Below are 18325 nucleotides of genomic sequence, written 5' to 3'. Positions count from 1 at the left end.
GGCGCTCTCCGAACGATTTTTCCAGGACTTCGGCTGTAGATAGAAAATGTGACAATTGTTCAATGCTTGCCGCGATGCAAGCTTTGCGCCATGGAGCAAAAGGACGAAACAGGAGAGCTGTGGATGACCGACACCCCCGCCCTTGCCGGCCAGCTGGTCGGCGCCGGCCACCGGCTGGAGCAGCGCGTCTATTACGAGGACACCGACTTCTCCGGCTTGGTCTATCACGCCCGCTATCTGCACTTCCTCGAGCGGGGCCGCACGGACTATCTGCGCTGTCTCGGCGTCGAGCAGAGCGCGCTGCGCCATGCCGATGCCGAGGGGCTGGTCTTCGTCGTTCACCGCATGGAGATCGACTTCCGCCAGCCGGCGCGCATGGACGATATCCTGACCATCGACACCACCACCGAAAAGGCCGGCGGCGCCAAGATGGTTCTGACGCAAACCATCCGCTGCGAGGCGCGTCTTCTGATCGAGGCGCGGGTGATCATCGCGGTCATCAACGCCTCCGGCCGGCCGCGCCGCCTGCCCGAGTCCCTCGCCCGCCAGTTCCTCGGCGCCCGCTAGGGTCAATGGTGCGATACCGGTGTCTGCACCGTCGGTAACAATCCCTTAACCATAATGATGTCTTACTGCCCGCCTCAGGATTTTGCTGCGCCACAGGGTTTTGTGCGTCGCACGTCATCCTTTGACCAAGATTGCTCCTAAAGAAGGCTGCTTTGGAAGCTTGTGTCGCGCCTTCGCGACGAGCGGCGGGCGGCCGGGGCGATCTTGCGACATGAATGGTTGAGCGACCTGGCCTCGAGCACGCACCGGCTCGAGCCGGGCATGCGGTTTCGGGGATATTGAGACGATGGAACAGGTTGGATTGGCCGCGGCAACGACCGACGTGACGTTGTGGTCGCTCTTCATGGAGGCCGGCTTCGTCGTCAAGCTGGTCATGCTCGGCCTCCTTGCGGCCTCGGTCTGGACCTGGGCGATCGTGGTCGACAAGACCATCCGCTACGCCCGCATCCGCCGCCAGCTCGACAGTTTCGAGCAGGTCTTCTGGTCCGGCCAGTCGCTGGAGGAGCTCTACCGCACGCTGTCCGACCGGCAGACGAGCGGCATGGGGGCGATCTTCGTTGCGGCCATGCGCGAATGGAAGAAGAGCTTCGAGCGCGGCGCCCGCTCGCCGATCGGCCTGCAGATGCGCATCGACCGCGCCATGGACGTGACGCTGGCGCGGGAATCCGAGACGCTGGAATCCAAGCTCGGCTCGCTCGCCACCATCGGCTCGGCCGGCCCCTTCGTCGGCCTGTTCGGCACCGTCGTCGGCATCATGACCTCGTTCCAGGCGATCGCCGGTTCGAAGTCGACCAATCTCGCTGTCGTGGCGCCGGGCATCGCGGAAGCGCTGCTTGCCACCGCCATCGGCCTTCTGGCGGCCATTCCCGCCGTTATCGCCTACAACAAGTTCACCGCCGATGCCGGCAAGATCAATGCGCGCATGGAAGGCTTTGCCGACGAATTCTCCGCGATCCTCTCGCGTCAGATCGACGAAAAGCTGCAGCCGCGCCAGGCCGCGCAGTAAGCGGCGCGCGGGCGAAGAGGGAGAGACCCCATGGGCATGGCAGTCGGTGGTTCCAAGGGATCGGGCGGGCGGCGCGGACGGCGCGGTCGCGGCGGCAAGGCCGTGATGAGCGAAATCAACGTCACGCCCTTTGTCGACGTCATGCTGGTTCTGCTGATCATCTTCATGGTCGCAGCGCCGATGATGACGGTCGGCGTGCCGATCGATCTGCCGGAAACGCAGGCGAAGGCGCTGAATTCCGACACGCAGCCGATCACCGTCTCGGTCAATCCGGCCGGCGAGATCTTCCTGCAGGAAACGCCGATCGGGATCGAGGAAGTGGTGCCCAAGCTCGAGGCCATTGCCAAGACCGGCTATGAGGAACGCATCTATGTGCGCGGCGACACCAATGCCGATTATGGCACGGTGATGAAGGTCATGGCGCGCATTTCGTCTGCCGGCTTCAAGAATCTCGGCCTCGTCACGCTGCAAGAAACGGACAAGTGAGCCTCGGAGCATGAAGGGCAGCATCGCCACATCCGCCGTGCTTCATGGGGCCGTGCTCACCTGGGCACTGGTCTCGCTCGGCAGTCCAGCGCCGCTTGAAGTGGCGCCGGTCGAGGCCGTGCCGGTCGAAATCATCAGCGAGATCACGCAGGTCCAGCAGGGCGACGAGAAGGCCCCGATGGCCGAGAAGGCGGCACCGAAACCGTCGGAGAAGCCGCAGACCCAGCCGATGGCGGAAAATGCCGGCGACAACGAGATCGACATGAAGTCGCCGCCGAAGCCCTCGACCAAGCCGGTCGAGAACCAGGCCGCGGCCGCACCGCCCAAGACCGACGCCGCCGAGGTTTCGCCGGAGCCGGTGAAGGAAGAGGTGAAGCCGACCGAGAAGCCGCCGATGGAACCGGCGACCGAAGTGGCCGCCCTGCCCGAGCCCAAGGAAGAGGTGAAGCCGGAGCCCAAGCCCGATCCGAAGCCGGAACCGGAGGCGAAGGCCGAGCCGACCCCGGAGCCCGAGCCGACGCCCGCCGAGCAGACCCCGACCGAAAGCCCGGACGCAGCCGCCCTGCCGGAAAAGGTGCCGGCACCCACTTCCCGACCGAAGGTCGAGCAGACGGCCGCCGCCCAGACCCCGAAGACACCGGACCGCAAGGCCGACTCGGCCCCCAAGCCGCAGAAGAAGACGACCTCCGCCAAGGAGAGTGACTTCAACGCGGACGAGGTTGCTGCCCTTTTGAACAAGCAGGAATCCTCAGGCGGCGGTGCTAAGCGTTCGCAGCAACCGGCCGCGCTCGGCGGCAAAAAGACCACGACCGGCAACACGCTGTCGACCAGCGAAATGGATGCCTTGAAGGGCATGATTTCGAAGAACTGGTCGATCGTGCCGGGGCTCGATGGACTGGAAGGCATGATCATCACCGTCACGATTCAGCTCGATCAAGCGGGCGAGATCGTCGGCACTCCGGAAGTTACGGCGACAGGCGGCTCCGCAAGCGCACAGCGCGCTATGATGGGCGGAGCCGTTCGCGCGGTTCGCCGGTCGGCGCCCTTCAAGCTGCCGCCGGAAAAATACGATTCCTGGCAGGAAATCGTCATCAATTTCGATCCAGCAGACATGCTGATGTGATCGTCATCACGCAATGAATGGGAATGGCTGAGAGGCTTTCGACTGATGCATAGACGCACCTTTTTCAGGATGTCCGCGGCGCTGGCCGGCATGGCGGCGGTTGCTGCTTCCCCGGCGCAGGCGCGCGTGGAAATCAACATCAACCGCGGCAATGTCGAGCCGCTGCCGATCGCCGTGACCGATTTTCTGCAGGGCGAGCTCGGCCAGAAGATTTCGGATGTGGTGGCCGCCGACCTCAAGCGCTCCGGCCTGTTCGCGCCGATTGACCGCGCGGCCTTCATCGAAAAGATCACCAACCCCGACGCGCCGCCGCGCTTCGAGGACTGGCGCGTGCTCAACGTGCAGGCGCTCGTCACCGGACGCGTGACGCAGGAGGGCGACGGCCGGCTGAAGGCCGAGTTCCGCCTGTGGGATGCGACCGCGCAGAACCAGATGACCGGTCAGCAGTTCTTTACCCAGCCGGAAAACTGGCGCCGCGTGGCCCATATCATCGCCGATGCGATCTACAAGGAGATCACCGGCGAAGAGGGCTATTTCGACACCCGCGTCGTCTATGTCGCCGAAAGCGGACCTAAGACGGCTCGAAAGCGCCAGCTGGCGATCATGGACCAGGACGGGGCGAACGCCCGGGCGCTGACCAATTCCAACGACATCGTCCTGACGCCGCGCTTTTCGCCGAGCCGGCAGGAAATCACCTACATGTCCTTCGAAGGCCAGCAGCCGCGCGTCTATCTGCTGCAGCTCGAGACCGGGCAGCGCGAGGTGGTCGGCAACTTCCCCGGCATGACCTTCGCCCCGCGCTTCTCGCCCGACGGCCAGCGCGTGATCATGAGCCTCCAGCAGGAGGGCAATGCCAATATCTACACGATGGACCTGCGCTCCCGCACCACGACGCGGTTGACTTCAACGTCGGCCATCGACACCTCCCCCTCCTACTCGCCGGACGGCGCGCGGATCGTCTTCGAAAGCGACCGCGGCGGCAAGCAGCAGCTTTACGTGATGGGGGCGGACGGCTCCGGCCAAAACCGCATCTCCTTCGGCGATGGCTCCTATTCGACGCCGGTCTGGTCGCCACGTGGCGATCTCATCGCCTTCACCAAGCAGTCGGGCGGCAAGTTCTCGATCGGCGTGATGAAGCCGGACGGTTCGGGCGAGCGGATCCTGACCTCGGGCTTCCACAATGAAGGCCCGACCTGGGCGCCGAACGGGCGCGTGCTGATGTTCTTCCGCCAGGATGCAGGCGCCGGCGGACCGCAGCTCTATTCGATCGACCTGACAGGCTACAACGAGCAGCGTGTGCCAACCCAGGGCTTCGCCTCCGACCCGGCCTGGTCGCCGCTCCTGGAATAGCCTGCCAAGGAGGTCGGAGACGGCCTCCTTTTTCTTGGCCCTGGGCGGAAGCGATGACGGCACGGACGATGCGTCCCTGGCGAAGTCTGGCGATTGCGGCCGCAAATGTGGCGGCGCGCCGCGTTCTTGCCGTAAAGTGCTGATTACCACGCGCCATCTGTGCGGCGTAAAACACTCTGTTAACCACACTTGGTGCATAGGGATTAACCGTTCCCGGTTACAGTCCGGCAACCCTGAAGTGACAAGACGATCCAAGGAGACCGGCTCATGAGCCGCATTCACGTTCCGGCCGCTGGCCGTATGCAGTCCCTCGCACGCAACCCGGTCATGGTGGCGCTGTTCCTGACGCTGGCAATTGCCGGCTGCGCCAACAAGAAGAACGGCATGCCGAATGACGCGGCGGGTCTCGGCCTGGGTGCCGGCGGCGCCGCGACGCCGGGCTCGCAGCAGGACTTCACGGTCAATGTTGGCGACCGGATCTTCTTCGACACCGACTCGTCCTCGATCCGAGCCGATGCGCAGGCAACCCTGTCGCGCCAGGCCCAGTGGCTCGCCCGCTACCCCAACTACCAGATCACCGTCGAAGGTCATGCCGACGAGCGCGGCACGCGCGAATACAACCTGGCTCTCGGCGCACGCCGTGCCGCCGCTGCCAAGGAATTCCTGGCGTCCCAGGGCGTTCCCGCCAGCCGCATGCGCACCATCTCCTACGGCAAGGAAAAGCCGGTCGCCGTGTGCGACGATATTTCCTGCTGGTCGCAGAACCGCCGCGCGGTTACCGTTCTCGGCGGCGGCAACATGTAACAACCGGTCCTCATCCGGATCGACGGGCAAGGCGGTCTTCGGGCCGCCTTTCTTTTTTGTCACACTTTGACCGAACTCCGTTGCTTTTTGAGCTCATATGGAAAACTGTGCGCCCGTCGCGCGGAGGGGTTGTTTCGACAGCCCCCTGCGCGGCGAAACCAGCATCGAACGGGACTCATGACATGAAGAAGATTGTCGTGGCGGCCATGCTCGGGCTTGCGGCCGTCTCCGGCCTCAGCCAGCCCGTGACTGCCATGCCGCTCTCCGCTTGGCTCGACAAGGCGTTTCATCGCAGCGAGACAAAGCCGGCCGAGACGGCACCGCTCCTGAAGGTCCAGGCCAGTGAGGCCGGGCGCATCGGGCAGCTTGAGGAACAGATTCGCTCGCTCAACGGGCGGATCGAGGAAATGAGCTTCCAGCTCCTGCAGATGCAGGAACAGATCCGCAAATTCCAGGAAGACAACGAATTCCGCTTCCAGGACCTGGAAAGCGGCAAGTCGTCGCCGGCCCCGAAGAAGAGCGGCGCGCTGGAAACGCCCAGAACCTCGGACCAGGCGTCCGTTGCCCCAGGGGCAACGGACGGTTCGTCCGCGTCCGATGATCTGACGGCCAGCGCGGCACCAAGCGCGCGCACGGCCCGTCCGGCGGAAAACCCGGCCGCTCCGCCTGCAACCCTCGGCCAGATCATCTTCGATGCCAATGGCAATCCGATTTCGGCCAATGCCGAGCGCCAGCCGGAGCCCGGCCTGAACGCCACGCCGGAGACCGAGCAGCAGACCGCGTCGCTCGACAATCCAGGCGATCTCTATCAATCGGCCTACGGCCATGTGCTGTCCGGCGACTACAGCCTCGCCGAAAGCGAATTCCGCGATTATCTCGACACCTTCCCGAAGGGCGAGAAAGCCGCGGATGCGAGCTTCTGGATGGGCGAAGCGCAATATTCGCAGGGCAAGTTCAACGATTCCGCCAAGACCTTCCTCAACGCCCACCAGACCTATGGCAAATCGCCGAAGGCGCCCGAGATGCTTCTGAAGCTCGGCATGTCTCTTGCTGCTCTCGACAACAAGGAAACCGCCTGCGCCACGCTGCGCGAGGTGACGAAGCGTTATCCGAAGGCCTCCCAGGCCGTCAAAAGCAAGGTCACGTCGGAACAGAACCGCCTGGCCTGCTGAGGCTACACGTGCCGGCGATCGGGCTCGCCGCTGGCGTGAGGCACGGCCTGCATGGTCACGAAGGGCAAATGATGGCCGCTGCCAACGCCGCTCCCTTCCCAACCCCGACCTCCCCGTCGCTGGTTTTCTCAGGCGCCGATGCGGCGCTGCTGGCGGCACGCCAGTTCCTCGCCCGCCTTTCGACACCGACGAACCTGCTCCTCGCCGTCTCCGGCGGCAGTGATTCCACGGCCTTGCTGGCAGCCTTTTGCAAAGCCAATGCTGCGGAAGCCCGCCATAGGCTGGCTGTCTGCACGGTCGATCATGCCTTGCGGCAAGGGTCTGCCGAGGAAGCGGAGACGGTCGCAGCCCTCTGCCGCCGCTGGTCTATCCCCCACGAAACAGTGCGCTGGGCGCATGACGGCGTCGGCTCGGCGCTCCAGGCGCAGGCGCGGATGGCGCGCTATCAGTTGCTGGCCGGCTGTGCCGCCCGCCATGGCGCCTCGCTCATCCTCACCGGGCACACGGCCGACGACCAGGCGGAGACGATCGCCATGCGTAGCGCCAGGGCGGGTGGCGCGGAAGAGAGCCTTGGCCTGTCGGGCATGGCGGAGACGGTTCTCTTCGATCGCCGCATCTGGATCGCCCGCCCGTTCCTCACCCTGTCGCGGCTCGACCTCAGAGCCTTCCTCTCCACGCAGGATCTCGGCTGGATCGACGACCCGAGCAATGACAACCCCGCCTATGAACGCGTCCGTATCCGCCAGGCCGGCATCGCCCTAGACGGCCATCTACAGCGCGCCGAGGCCGCAGGCAGGCGACGGCGCGCCAGCAGCCAGCGCATCGCCGCCATGCTGCCCGAACAGCTGCGTCTCCACAGCCCCGCACTCGCCGAACTGACTCTCAAGGACGCGGGCCTCGACGATCCGGACATGCAGCGGCTGCTCGGCCTGCTCGCGGCCATCCTTGGCGGCCGGCCGCATGGTCCCGGCCGTGAGAGCTTGGCGGCGTTGATTCAAGCCCTGCGCGGCGAGCGGAGCCGGTTCGCCGCCAGCCGCTGCCTCTTCGACCGCAGGGGCTCCCGCCTGTTTCTTCACCGCGAGCGCCGCGCGCTGCCGGATGAAATGACTCTGCAGCCCGGCGCCGCGGTCGACTGGGACAACCGCTTCCGCCTCGTCAATGACAGCGCCGATCCGATCACGATCAGGTCGGGAGCACCGCCCGGGACGCTGGACACCGGACCGGATGCCTTAGTTCCCCCATCGGTTCACCGGGCAGCCCACGCGACGCTCCCCTGTCCCGTTCACGATCCCGCGAGCGGCACCATGCTGCCCAGCTTGCGCATGACCCCGCGTCTTCAACCCTTCGACACCTTTTTGCCGTGTTTCGACACCATCCTCGCGCTTCGTCTCGACGCGCTCTTCGACCGTGAACCCTTTTTCCTCTGTCCAGTTCACGATGTTCTTTCGTAATCCGGTTACGGACCTGTTGTTCGCCTTGGCAAGGCCGTTTACGAACCCTATGTTAGACGAGAAAGATTGAGCCGCCGGCACCGGCAGGCCATGGCAGGTTCCGGGGAGTTCGATGAACCCTAATTTTCGCAATTTCGCCCTTTGGGCAATCATTGCTCTGTTGCTGATCGCGCTGTTCAGCATGTTCCAGCAGCCTGCCGAACGCTCGGGCTCCCGGGAGATTCCGTTCTCGCAGTTCCTGAAGGATGTTGATGGCAGCCGCGTCAAGGATGTGGTGATCACCGGCAACAAGGTTGTCGGCTCCTACACCGAGAGCGGCTCCACCTTCCAGACCTATGCGCCTTCGGTTGATACGGCGCTCACCGAGCGGCTGGAAGCGCGCAATGTCACCGTGACGGTTCGCCCGGAAACGGATGGCTCGTCCGGCTTCCTCAGCTATGTCGGCACGCTGCTGCCCATGCTGCTGATCCTCGGCGTCTGGCTGTTCTTCATGCGGCAGATGCAGGGCGGATCGCGCGGGGCGATGGGCTTCGGCAAGTCCAAGGCCAAGCTTCTGACCGAAGCGCATGGCCGGGTGACCTTCGACGACGTGGCCGGCGTGGACGAGGCCAAGCAGGATCTTGAAGAAATCGTGGAATTCCTGCGCGACCCGCAGAAGTTCCAGCGGCTCGGCGGCCGTATTCCGCGCGGCGTGCTGCTCGTCGGCCCGCCCGGCACCGGTAAGACGCTGCTTGCTCGTTCCGTCGCCGGCGAGGCCAATGTGCCGTTCTTCACCATCTCCGGCTCGGACTTCGTGGAAATGTTCGTCGGCGTTGGCGCATCCCGCGTCCGCGACATGTTCGAACAGGCGAAGAAGAACGCGCCCTGCATCATCTTCATCGACGAAATCGACGCCGTCGGCCGCCATCGCGGCGCAGGCCTCGGCGGCGGCAATGACGAGCGCGAGCAGACGCTGAACCAGCTGCTGGTCGAGATGGACGGCTTCGAGGCCAATGAGGGCATCATCCTCATTGCCGCCACCAACCGTCCCGACGTCCTCGACCCGGCGCTGTTGCGTCCCGGCCGTTTCGACCGCCAGGTCGTCGTGCCGAATCCGGACATCAATGGCCGCGAGCGGATCCTCAAGGTCCATGTCCGCAACGTGCCGCTCGCCCCGAATGTCGACCTCAAGGTTCTGGCCCGCGGCACGCCCGGTTTCTCCGGCGCCGACCTGATGAACCTCGTCAACGAAGCCGCTCTCATGGCCGCCCGCCGCAACAAGCGCGTCGTCACCATGCTCGAATTCGAAGACGCCAAGGACAAGATCATGATGGGTGCGGAACGCCGCTCCTCCGCCATGACCGAGGCCGAGAAGAAGCTGACCGCCTATCACGAGGCCGGCCATGCGATCGTGGCCCTCAAGGTGCCGGTGGCCGATCCGCTGCACAAGGCGACGATCATTCCGCGCGGCCGTGCGCTCGGCATGGTCATGCAGCTGCCCGAGGGCGACCGCTACTCGATGAGCTACAAGTGGATGGTGTCGCGCCTTGCCATCATGATGGGTGGGCGTGTGGCCGAAGAGATCACCTTCGGCAAGGAGAACATCACCTCCGGCGCCTCGTCGGACATCGAGCAGGCCACCAAGCTTGCCCGCGCCATGGTGACGCAGTGGGGCTTCTCCGACCAGCTGGGACAGGTGGCCTATGGCGAGAACCAGCAGGAAGTCTTCCTCGGCCATTCCGTGTCGCAGTCGAAGAACGTCTCGGAAGCGACCTCGCAGAAGATCGACAACGAGATCCGTCGCCTGATCGACGAAGCCTATGACGAAGCCAAGCGCATCATCACCGAGCTCAATCCACAGTTCGTGGCCATCGCCGAAGGCCTTTTGGAATATGAGACGCTGACTGGCGAGGAAATCAAATCGCTGATCCGTGGCGAGAAGCCGGCCCGCGATCTGGGCGACGATTCCCCGCCGAGCCGCGGTTCGGCCGTTCCATCTGCCGGCACCAAGAAGGATCTGGGCGGCAAGAGCGGCGAAGCGGAAGGCGGCTTCGAACCCCAGCCGCAATAATCTCTTCGAAACCGACAACGAAGAAACCCTCCCCTCCACCCGGACGGGAGGGTTTTTGTTGAGCGTCAGTCGTAGTTTACGCATGTTTAACGCAGCGCGCGTAACATCGCGTAATGATTTCTGATGGCCGGCCTGCTCCCGGAAAACGCGAAACTGTGTCACAAGCAGGATCGCCGCCGGGCCTTGAGGGCAGCCGGCGCCTGAGACACGATGTGGGCCGCGCAGGCTCGCCGGACCGCGCATGGATCGATGCGCACGGCCGCGGCCCCTATGACGAGGAGCGTTCATGAAGCGCAGATATTTCGGCACCGACGGCATTCGCGGTCAGTCCAACGTCTTCCCGATGACCCCCGATCTCGCCATGCGGGTCGGCATTGCCGTCGGTACGATCTTCCGCCGCGGCGCGCATCGCCACCGGGTGGTGATCGGCAAGGACACCCGCCTTTCGGGCTATATGCTGGAAAACGCGATGGTGGCGGGCTTTACCGCCGCCGGCGTCGATGCGTTCGTTCTGGGCCCCATCCCCACGCCTGCGGTGGCGATGCTCACCCGCTCGCTGCGCGCCGATATCGGCGTCATGATCTCCGCCTCCCACAACCCGTTCGAGGACAATGGCATCAAGCTGTTCGGGCCGGACGGCTACAAGCTGTCCGACGATATCGAAAGCCAGATCGAGGACCTTCTCGACCAGGATCTCTCGCAGCAGCTGGCCAAGAGCGACGAGATCGGCCGGGCCAAGCGCATCGACGGCGTGCATGACCGCTATATCGAGCATGCCAAGCGTACGCTTTCGCGCGATGTGACGTTGAAGGGTCTGCGCATTGCCATTGATTGCGCCAATGGCGCAGCCTACAAGGTCGCGCCCGCCGTTCTATGGGAACTCGGCGCCGACGTGGTTTCGATGGGAACCGAGCCGAACGGCACGAACATCAACCTCAACTGCGGCTCCACCAGCCCGGCCGCTCTGTCGAAAAAGGTGCACGAGGTACGGGCCGATATCGGCATCGCGCTGGACGGCGATGCCGACCGGGTGCTGATCGTCGATGAAAACGGCACGATCGTCGACGGTGACCAGCTGATGGCGGTCATTGCCGAGAGCTGGGCCGCCGATGGCCTGCTCAAGGGCAATGGCATCGTCGCCACCGTCATGTCCAATCTCGGGCTCGAGCGCTATCTGAAAAGCCGCAAGCTCGCGCTCCATCGCACCAAGGTTGGCGACCGTTACGTGGTCGAGCATATGCGCGAGCATGGCTTCAACCTCGGCGGCGAGCAGTCGGGCCACATCGTCCTCTCGGACTTCGGCACGACCGGGGACGGCCTGGTGGCCGCCCTGCAGGTGCTGGCTGCGGTCAAGCGCCAGAACAAGCCTGTGAGCGAGGTCTGCCACCGCTTCACGCCGGTGCCCCAGGTTCTGAAGAATGTCCGCGTTTCGGCCGGCAAGCCACTTGAGGACCTGACCGTGCGCCAGGCGATCGCCGAGGCGGAGGCAGCGCTCGCCAAGAGCGGCCGCCTGCTCATTCGCCCCTCCGGTACCGAACCGCTGATCCGCGTCATGGCGGAGGGCGACGACAGGACCAAGGTCGAGACGATCGTCGACGAGCTGGTGACCGTCATCGGCGCCGTCCGCAACGCCGCCTGATTCGCAGCCCCACTCCTCCAAGACCGCGCCCGCTCGCCTCGAGCCGGCGCGGTTTTTCTTTGCCGCGCGTTCAGGAGCAAAGGGCAGCCGCGCCCGTCCATTAATCCGCCCTTAACCAATAATCTTCATCATGTTTTCCAAAGAACCTTTCCGCCTCGGATCATGATCCGGCGGGGGCATCGTTGGAGAAGATCATGAAGACTGTATTGATCGGCGTCGTCGCGACGATGCTGTCCGTATCCGCGGCCATGGCCGCCGATCTCTATCAGCCCGCGCCGGAGCCCATCCAGGCCGCACCGGTCGAGGCGGCACCCGCCGAGGTTGCCGGGGGGTGGTATCTGCGCGGCGATGTCGGCTATGCCTTCACCAAGCTGCGCGGCGCCCATTTCTACCAGGGCCCCGGCCGGTATGTTCGCGATTTCGACCGCGCCGATCTCGACGACAGCTGGACGGTCGGCGGCGGCGTCGGCTACCAGATCAACCAGCATCTGCGCACCGACGTGACGCTCGATTATCTCGGCAAGGCCGATTTCTCGGGCTCCACCTCCGGCTCCTGCGGTGTCTCGACCAACTGCACCTCGCGCGATGTTTCCTCGCTCACGGCCTGGAGCCTGATGGCCAATGCCTATGTCGACATCGGCACCTACGGCGCCTTCACGCCCTATGTCGGCGCCGGTATCGGCGGCACGCAGGTGCGCTGGGACAAGCTGAAGAACACCAGCTGCAGCACCAGCAATCCGGATGATTGCGACGACAGCTTCGACCATGACGGCAAGCGCAAGTGGCGCTTCACCTACGCGCTGATGGCCGGCACCTCGATCGACCTGACCTGCAACCTGCAGGCGGATGTCGGCTATCGCTTCCGCCACGTGCTGGGTGGCGACATGTTCGGCTACAAGGCCAATGGCGGCCCGGGCAGCGACAAGGGTCTCTACCTGCACGAGGCGCGCGCCGGCCTGCGCTACAACTTCAACGGCTGTGCGGAAACCGCCTATGTCCCCGACTACCCGGTCGAGCAGCCGGTCTACAAATAAGCGTCTGATCCCTCCCAAGACGCGCATCCGAAGGCCGCCCGAGCAAGGGCGGCCTTCGTCCGTTTTGGCACAGGCGAAGGATTGTCTTAACCACTCCTCGCCCTCCCCTCGGCATTCGGCTTGCTCCGCACGCCGGGCCGTCTAGTTTCAGCCGCTCCATCCGCACCAACGTGACGAACGAGGGACAGATGAACAAGCGATACTGGCGCATCACCGGCCATTGCGGTCTCGACCAGATCTTCGAGAAGATCCTGCCGACCGACATGCTGGCCGACCAGGAGGTGGCAGCCCTTCTGCAATGCCTGCTCGCCCGCGAGCTCGATGTCGACAGCCTTATCGAGCAGCTCAGCCGCCAGCGTCGGTCCATCCTTCCCCTCGTCGAGCGGCAGGAAGGCTCGATGACGCCGATCTACAGTGCCGCCAGCGGCGGCATCGCCTTCGAGGCCTATGTGATGATGGAGGCCGATCCGGCCGTTCCCGTCTTCCCGCAGTTCAGCACGGCAGCAGCGTAAGCGCTGTCGCACGTAGATCGCCTTCTTAAGCTTCGGTTAACCATGTTGCGCCAAAGGTTAACGACAAGGTAACGACCTGCCGCTTGATTCGGGCCGGCCGTGACAGTCGAAACGGAGGCCGGCATGCAGCGTTTTTCCCTTCTCAGCCTCGCAGTCCTGCTCCCGCTCGTCGGCCTCGCCGCATCGGCTGGGTCCGTCAGCGCGGCGGATGATCTGGATCTCGCACCGGAGGTGACGATCTCCCCCGACGAGGAGACAGGCGGCGGCCTGTATCTGCGCGGCGATGTGGGCTACACGCTCGCCCGCCACAGCGGCGATGTCGAGTTCACCATCGGCGGGTTCGACGGCGCTTTCGACGACTCCCGCTTCGGGCGCCCGCTGGCAGGCTCGATCGGTCTCGGGACGAGCCTTTCGGATATCCTGCGCACGGATGTCACCGCGGAGTATTTTCAGGGCCGGTTCGACGGTGACGTAGACGTGGCCACACCCTGCGCCGGCCAGCCGGCAGGAACGGGCTGCAGCACCGCGGTCGATGCCGATTACAAGGCATTGAGCTTGATGGCCAACGCCTATGTCGATCTCGCGACCATTGCCGGCGTCACGCCCTATCTCGGCGCTGGGCTCGGCGCCACCTATCTCGACTGGTCCTCCGTCGAAGCGCGGGCGCGCTGCGGCAGCGGCCCCTGCCCGGGCACGGGCGCGGTGGAAACCGGCTATCGAGGCCAGGACGACTGGCGCTTCACCTATGCTCTGATGGCCGGCGCCTCCTATGACGTCAGCGACCGTGTCAAGCTCGACGTCAACTACCGCTATTCCGACATTGCCGGCGGCGGCTTTGCCAAGGGCAGCGGCGTCGATGCCGAGGACGACGGCTTCTCCCGCCACGAGATCCGCGCGGGCCTGCGCTTCTCGCTCAACTGAGCGGGCAGCCGCTCCGCACATGACGCGGAAGCGGCAGAAAATTCGCTCATTGCGACAATGGGCTTGACTTCATCATCTCCAGCGCATATTCCCGACCTCAGGACACGCCTCCCTAACGAGGCGCTTCTATCTGGAAGGATAGCTCAGATGACGAAGACTGCGACACCGGACATCCGTCCGGCGAACACCCATTTTTCTTCAGGCCCCTGCTCCAAGCGTCCCGGTTGGACGCTCGACGCGCTCTCCGATGCAGCCCTCGGCCGCTCGCACCGCGCCAAGATCGGCAAGGCCAAGCTCAAGCAAGCCATCGACCTGACCCGCGAGGTTCTCGAAGTTCCTGCGGATTACCGCATCGGCATCGTGCCTGCGTCGGATACCGGTGCCGTCGAGATGGCCATGTGGTCGCTGCTTGGCGCCCGGGGCGTCGACATGGTTGCCTGGGAAAGCTTCGGTTCGGGCTGGGTGTCCGACGTGGTCAAGGAGCTGAAGCTTCCCGATACCCGCAAGATCACGGCCGATTACGGCAAGCTCCCCGATCTCGCTTCGATCGATTTCAACCGCGACGTCGTCTTCACCTGGAACGGCACCACTTCGGGCGTGCGCGTGCCGAACGCCGATTTCATTCCGGCTGACCGCCAGGGCCTGACCATTTGCGACGCCACGTCCGGCGCCTTTGCGCAGGCGCTGGATTTCGCCAAGCTCGATGTCGTCACCTTCTCCTGGCAGAAGGTGCTGGGCGGCGAAGGCGCGCACGGCATTCTCATCCTGTCCCCCCGCGCGGTCGAGCGGCTGGAAAGCTACACGCCGGCCTGGCCGCTGCCGAAGATCTTCCGCATGACCAAGGGCGGCAAGCTGATCGAGGGCATCTTCCAGGGCGAGACGATCAACACGCCCTCCATGCTGTGCGTCGAGGATTATATCGACGCGCTGCTCTGGGCGAAGTCGGTTGGCGGGCTCAAGGGGCTGATGGCGCGTGCCGATGCCAATGCCAAGGTCATCTTCGACTATGTCGAGAAGACCTCGTGGATTGCCAATCTGGCGGATGATCCGGCAACGCGGTCCAACACCTCCGTCTGCCTGAAGATCGTCGATCCGGCGATCACCGCCCTTTCGGCCGACGACCAGGCGGCCTTCGCCAAGGGCATGGTCGCACTGCTCGAGAAGCAGGGCGTCGCCCATGATATCGGCGCCTATCGCGATGCTCCGTCCGGCTTCCGGATCTGGGCCGGCGCGACGATCGACACGACCGACCTCGAGGCGCTGATGCCCTGGTTCGACTGGGCGTTCGAAGCCCAGAAGGCTGCGCAACTGCCTGCCGCGGCCTGACGGTCATTTGGCTTACCGCGCCCTTTGCGGCGCGGCTCTTTTCCCTTCCCGTCCCGACTCTTTTCAGGAGGCCTCTCATGGCACCTCGCGTTCTCGTATCCGATGAACTGTCGGAAACCGCTGTCCAGATCTTTCGCGATCGCGGCGTCGAAGTCGATTTCCAGCCGAAGCTCGGCAAGGACAAGGACAAGCTTGCCGAGATCATCGGCAATTATGACGGCCTTGCCATCCGCTCCGCCACCAAGGCGACCGAAAAGCTGATCGCCGCCGCCACCAATCTCAAGGTGATCGGCCGCGCCGGCATCGGCGTCGACAATGTCGATATTCCCGCCGCCTCGCGCCGCGGCATCATCGTCATGAACACGCCCTTCGGCAATTCGATCACCACGGCCGAACACGCCATCGCGCTGATGTTCGCGGTTGCCCGCCAGCTGCCGGCTGCCGATACCTCCACGCAGGCCGGCAAGTGGGAAAAGTCCAAGTTCATGGGCGTCGAGATCACCGGCAAGACGCTGGGCGTGATCGGCGCCGGCAATATCGGCTCGATCGTCTGCTCGCGTGCCATCGGCCTGCGCATGCAGGTTCTGGCCTATGACCCCTTCCTCTCCAAGGAGCGGGCCGAGGAAATGGGCGTGACCAAGGTCGAGCTCGACGAGCTGCTGGCCAAGGCGGATTTCATCACCCTGCATGTGCCGATGACCGACAAGACCCGCGGCATCCTGAACGCCGAGGCGATCGCCAAGACCAAGAAGGGTGTCCGGATCATCAACTGCGCCCGCGGCGGCCTGGTGGACGAAGCGGCCCTGGCCGAAGCCATCAAGTCCGGCCATGTCGCCGGTGCCGGCTTCGACGTGTTCGAGACCGAGCCCGCGACCGAAAGCCCGCTCTTCGGCCTGCCCAATGTGGTCTGCACCCCCCATCTCGGCGCCTCCACCACGGAAGCGCAGGAGAATGTGGCCCTTCAGGTGGCCGAACAGATGTCGGACTATCTGATCAAGGGCGCGGTCTCGAACGCGATCAACATGCCCTCGATCACGGCGGAAGAGGCGCCGATCCTCAAGCCGTTCATCCGGCTTGCCGATGTTCTCGGCGCCTTCGTGGGCCAGGTGACGGAAAGCGCGATCAAGGAAATCGAGATCCTCTATGACGGCTCCACCGCCGGCATGAACACCAAGGCGCTGACCAGCGCGGCGCTGGCCGGCCTGATCCGCAGCCAGGTCTCGGATGTCAACATGGTCTCCGCTCCGGTGATGATCAAGGAAAAGGGAATCATCCTCTCCGAGATCAAGCGCGACAAGACCGGCGTCTTCGACGGCTACATCAAGCTGACGGTGAAGACCGACACGCAGACCCGCTCGGTCGCCGGCACCGTGTTCTCGGACGGCAAGCCGCGCTTCATCCAGATCAAGGACATCAATCTGGATGCCGATGTCGGCGCACATATGGTCTATATCACCAACACCGACGTGCCCGGCATGATCGGCTTTATCGGCACCACCTTCGGCAATGCCGGCGTCAACATCGCCAACTTCCAGCTCGGTCGCAAGGAACAGGGTTCGGACGCGATCGCGCTGCTCTATGTCGATGGGCCGGTTCCGGAGGAGCTTCTGGAGACGCTGCGCGCCAATCCGGCCATCCGCCACGCCAAGCCGATCGCGTTCAACGTCGATTGAGACGGGCACGCTCGGGCGCGTCGGTCTCCGGCGCGCCCGTCAGCCGCCCTCCTTCGGGCGCCCCTTCTCGGCGATGGCGATGCCGCCGAGCGCCAGCCCCAGCGCGATGACATGGAACGCCTCCATCGCCTCTCCGATCAGCAGGATCGACAGCAGGGTGCCGAAGACCGGGATCAGATTGATGAACAGCCCGGCCCGGTTCGGCCCGATCATCTCGACACCCCATACATAGAGCACCTGCGAGACGAGCGAGGGAAAGATCCCGGCAAAGAGCGCAATGGTCCAGCCGACCGCATCCGGCCAGATGAGCGCACCGGAAGCCGCCTCCCAGATGACCAGCGGCAGCGTCGTCACCAGGGCGGAAAAGGCGGAGACGGCAATCAGGCTCTTCCAGTGGATGGCCGGCTTGTAGCGCAGCGACACGGTGTAGCCGGCATAGACGAGCACCGCGAACAGCATCAGCACATCACCCTGGTTGAGGTCGAGCGCCAGGAGCCGCCGCGGATCGCCATGCGTTGCCGTCAGCACGACGCCGAACAGGGTGATGACGAAGCCGATCCATTGCGCGGCCGAGACGCGCATGCGGAAGAGCAGGAAGTTCATGGCGAAGATCACCATGGGAATGCCTGCCTGCTCGATCACCACATTGATGGCCGTGGTGAACTGCAGCGCCGAATAGAGCGCGACGTTGAAGGCCGTGAAGCCGATCGCGCCATAGAGGAACAGCAGCGCCCAATGGCGCCGGATCTCCGGCCAATCCTCGCGCACCTGCCTGGAGGTAAAAAGGGCAAGCAGCGTGCAGGCGACCGTCCAGCGGATGCCGGTCAGCAGCATGGGGCTGATATGGCCGACGGCGATCTTTCCAGCGACCGAATTGCCGCCCCAGATAAAGGTGGTGATGGCGAGAAGAAGATAGGCCTTGGCATTCACGAGGGAGGTTCCGGCAGCATTCGGCAGGGCTTGGCGCAGACATAGGCCCGCCATTCTCCTCTGCAAGCGCGCCTTCGAACGGCATCGGGCATTCAAAGCCATGCAAAAACCCTGATTCCCTAGGGCGCAGGGTCGCTTTTGAAGATGCAACAGATTATAGATGCGCGGGTTTATGGCCTGTTGCCCCGGAAAAGGCGCGCGCGGGCCAAAGTTTTTTCGTGATGCGCAGGCATGGCCTGGGTGAGGAAGCGTGGCGCTTCCCGCAATTGAAGGACAGGAAG

At 64.3% G+C, this 18325-nt stretch carries 16 protein-coding genes; 15 read left to right on the top strand and 1 reads right to left on the bottom strand.

Annotated features, from left to right (window positions below):
- Positions 1-123 precede the first annotated feature (123 nt).
- The 15 genes from ybgC (at position 124) to serA (ending at position 17114) form a co-directional block, all read left to right on the top strand.
- Complete coding sequence (gene ybgC / locus U8330_RS02860) at positions 124-567, top strand: tol-pal system-associated acyl-CoA thioesterase (RefSeq protein WP_323103649.1); 444 nt, start codon at positions 124-126, stop codon at positions 565-567.
- A gap of 286 nt (positions 568-853) precedes the next feature.
- A complete protein-coding gene (tolQ, locus tag U8330_RS02855; RefSeq protein WP_323103648.1) occupies positions 854-1573 on the top strand; it encodes a protein TolQ in 720 nt (239 codons plus the stop codon).
- Between the two features lie 30 nt (positions 1574-1603).
- Positions 1604-2059, top strand: coding sequence for a protein TolR (gene tolR, locus U8330_RS02850; protein WP_323103647.1), 456 nt, complete (start codon positions 1604-1606; stop codon positions 2057-2059).
- 10 nt (positions 2060-2069) lie between these two features.
- Positions 2070-3182: a cell envelope integrity protein TolA gene (gene tolA / locus U8330_RS02845; protein WP_323103646.1), complete on the top strand. Its 1113-nt coding sequence runs from the start codon at positions 2070-2072 to the stop codon at positions 3180-3182.
- A 45-nt stretch (positions 3183-3227) separates the two neighbouring features.
- A complete protein-coding gene (gene tolB, locus U8330_RS02840) occupies positions 3228-4532 on the top strand; it encodes a Tol-Pal system beta propeller repeat protein TolB (RefSeq protein ID WP_323103645.1) in 1305 nt (434 codons plus the stop codon).
- Between the two features lie 267 nt (positions 4533-4799).
- A complete protein-coding gene (gene pal / locus U8330_RS02835; RefSeq protein WP_323103644.1) occupies positions 4800-5336 on the top strand; it encodes a peptidoglycan-associated lipoprotein Pal in 537 nt (178 codons plus the stop codon).
- 182 nt (positions 5337-5518) lie between these two features.
- Entirely contained in the window at positions 5519-6508 is a 990-nt protein-coding gene (ybgF, locus tag U8330_RS02830; RefSeq protein WP_323103643.1) for a tol-pal system protein YbgF, read from the top strand.
- Between the two features lie 68 nt (positions 6509-6576).
- Positions 6577-7959: a tRNA lysidine(34) synthetase TilS gene (gene tilS / locus U8330_RS02825; protein WP_323103642.1), complete on the top strand. Its 1383-nt coding sequence runs from the start codon at positions 6577-6579 to the stop codon at positions 7957-7959.
- Between the two features lie 112 nt (positions 7960-8071).
- Positions 8072-10009 (top strand): ATP-dependent zinc metalloprotease FtsH, encoded by a 1938-nt coding sequence (ftsH, locus tag U8330_RS02820; RefSeq protein WP_323103641.1) that lies wholly within the window; start codon positions 8072-8074, stop codon positions 10007-10009.
- 286 nt (positions 10010-10295) lie between these two features.
- Positions 10296-11648: a phosphoglucosamine mutase gene (gene glmM, locus U8330_RS02815; protein ID WP_323103640.1), complete on the top strand. Its 1353-nt coding sequence runs from the start codon at positions 10296-10298 to the stop codon at positions 11646-11648.
- Positions 11649-11842: 194 nt separating this feature from the next.
- Positions 11843-12682, top strand: a complete 840-nt coding sequence (locus tag U8330_RS02810; RefSeq protein ID WP_323103639.1) for an outer membrane protein — start codon at positions 11843-11845, stop codon at positions 12680-12682.
- 188 nt (positions 12683-12870) lie between these two features.
- Positions 12871-13194 carry a hypothetical protein gene (locus tag U8330_RS02805; protein WP_323103638.1) on the top strand — a complete coding sequence of 108 codons (324 nt, stop codon included), beginning with the start codon at positions 12871-12873 and terminating at the stop codon, positions 13192-13194.
- A 123-nt stretch (positions 13195-13317) separates the two neighbouring features.
- Entirely contained in the window at positions 13318-14115 is a 798-nt protein-coding gene (locus U8330_RS02800; protein ID WP_323103637.1) for an outer membrane protein, read from the top strand.
- 147 nt (positions 14116-14262) lie between these two features.
- Positions 14263-15441, top strand: coding sequence for a phosphoserine transaminase (locus U8330_RS02795; RefSeq protein WP_323103636.1), 1179 nt, complete (start codon positions 14263-14265; stop codon positions 15439-15441).
- Positions 15442-15518: 77 nt separating this feature from the next.
- Positions 15519-17114, top strand: coding sequence for a phosphoglycerate dehydrogenase (gene serA, locus U8330_RS02790; RefSeq protein ID WP_323103635.1), 1596 nt, complete (start codon positions 15519-15521; stop codon positions 17112-17114).
- A gap of 39 nt (positions 17115-17153) precedes the next feature.
- On the opposite strand, the gene U8330_RS02785 is transcribed toward serA, so the two are convergent.
- The gene (locus U8330_RS02785; RefSeq protein WP_323107118.1) at positions 17154-18044 is read right to left on the bottom strand and encodes a DMT family transporter; all 891 of its coding nucleotides are present in this window, start codon (positions 18042-18044) and stop codon (positions 17154-17156) included.
- Positions 18045-18325: the final 281 nt, after the last annotated feature.

The sequence above is a fragment of the Rhizobium sp. CC-YZS058 genome, assembly GCF_034720595.1.
Lineage (GTDB): Bacteria > Pseudomonadota > Alphaproteobacteria > Rhizobiales > Rhizobiaceae > Ferranicluibacter.
The sequence above is the reverse complement of the archived record's forward strand: the minus strand, read 5'-3'. Positions and strand labels throughout refer to the sequence as shown.

Bases quoted from the DNA above. Each gene is read 5' to 3' on its own strand.
- ybgC (WP_323103649.1), top strand. From the start codon at position 124: ATGACCGACACCCCCGCCCTTGCCGGCCAGCTGGTCGGCGCCGGCCAC.
- tolQ (WP_323103648.1), top strand. From the start codon at position 854: ATGGAACAGGTTGGATTGGCCGCGGCAACGACCGACGTGACGTTGTGG.
- tolR (WP_323103647.1), top strand. From the start codon at position 1,604: ATGGGCATGGCAGTCGGTGGTTCCAAGGGATCGGGCGGGCGGCGCGGA.
- tolA (WP_323103646.1), top strand. From the start codon at position 2,070: ATGAAGGGCAGCATCGCCACATCCGCCGTGCTTCATGGGGCCGTGCTC.
- tolB (WP_323103645.1), top strand. From the start codon at position 3,228: ATGCATAGACGCACCTTTTTCAGGATGTCCGCGGCGCTGGCCGGCATG.
- pal (WP_323103644.1), top strand. From the start codon at position 4,800: ATGAGCCGCATTCACGTTCCGGCCGCTGGCCGTATGCAGTCCCTCGCA.
- ybgF (WP_323103643.1), top strand. From the start codon at position 5,519: ATGAAGAAGATTGTCGTGGCGGCCATGCTCGGGCTTGCGGCCGTCTCC.
- tilS (WP_323103642.1), top strand. From the start codon at position 6,577: ATGATGGCCGCTGCCAACGCCGCTCCCTTCCCAACCCCGACCTCCCCG.
- ftsH (WP_323103641.1), top strand. From the start codon at position 8,072: ATGAACCCTAATTTTCGCAATTTCGCCCTTTGGGCAATCATTGCTCTG.
- glmM (WP_323103640.1), top strand. From the start codon at position 10,296: ATGAAGCGCAGATATTTCGGCACCGACGGCATTCGCGGTCAGTCCAAC.
- U8330_RS02810 (WP_323103639.1), top strand. From the start codon at position 11,843: ATGAAGACTGTATTGATCGGCGTCGTCGCGACGATGCTGTCCGTATCC.
- U8330_RS02805 (WP_323103638.1), top strand. From the start codon at position 12,871: ATGAACAAGCGATACTGGCGCATCACCGGCCATTGCGGTCTCGACCAG.
- U8330_RS02800 (WP_323103637.1), top strand. From the start codon at position 13,318: ATGCAGCGTTTTTCCCTTCTCAGCCTCGCAGTCCTGCTCCCGCTCGTC.
- U8330_RS02795 (WP_323103636.1), top strand. From the start codon at position 14,263: ATGACGAAGACTGCGACACCGGACATCCGTCCGGCGAACACCCATTTT.
- serA (WP_323103635.1), top strand. From the start codon at position 15,519: ATGGCACCTCGCGTTCTCGTATCCGATGAACTGTCGGAAACCGCTGTC.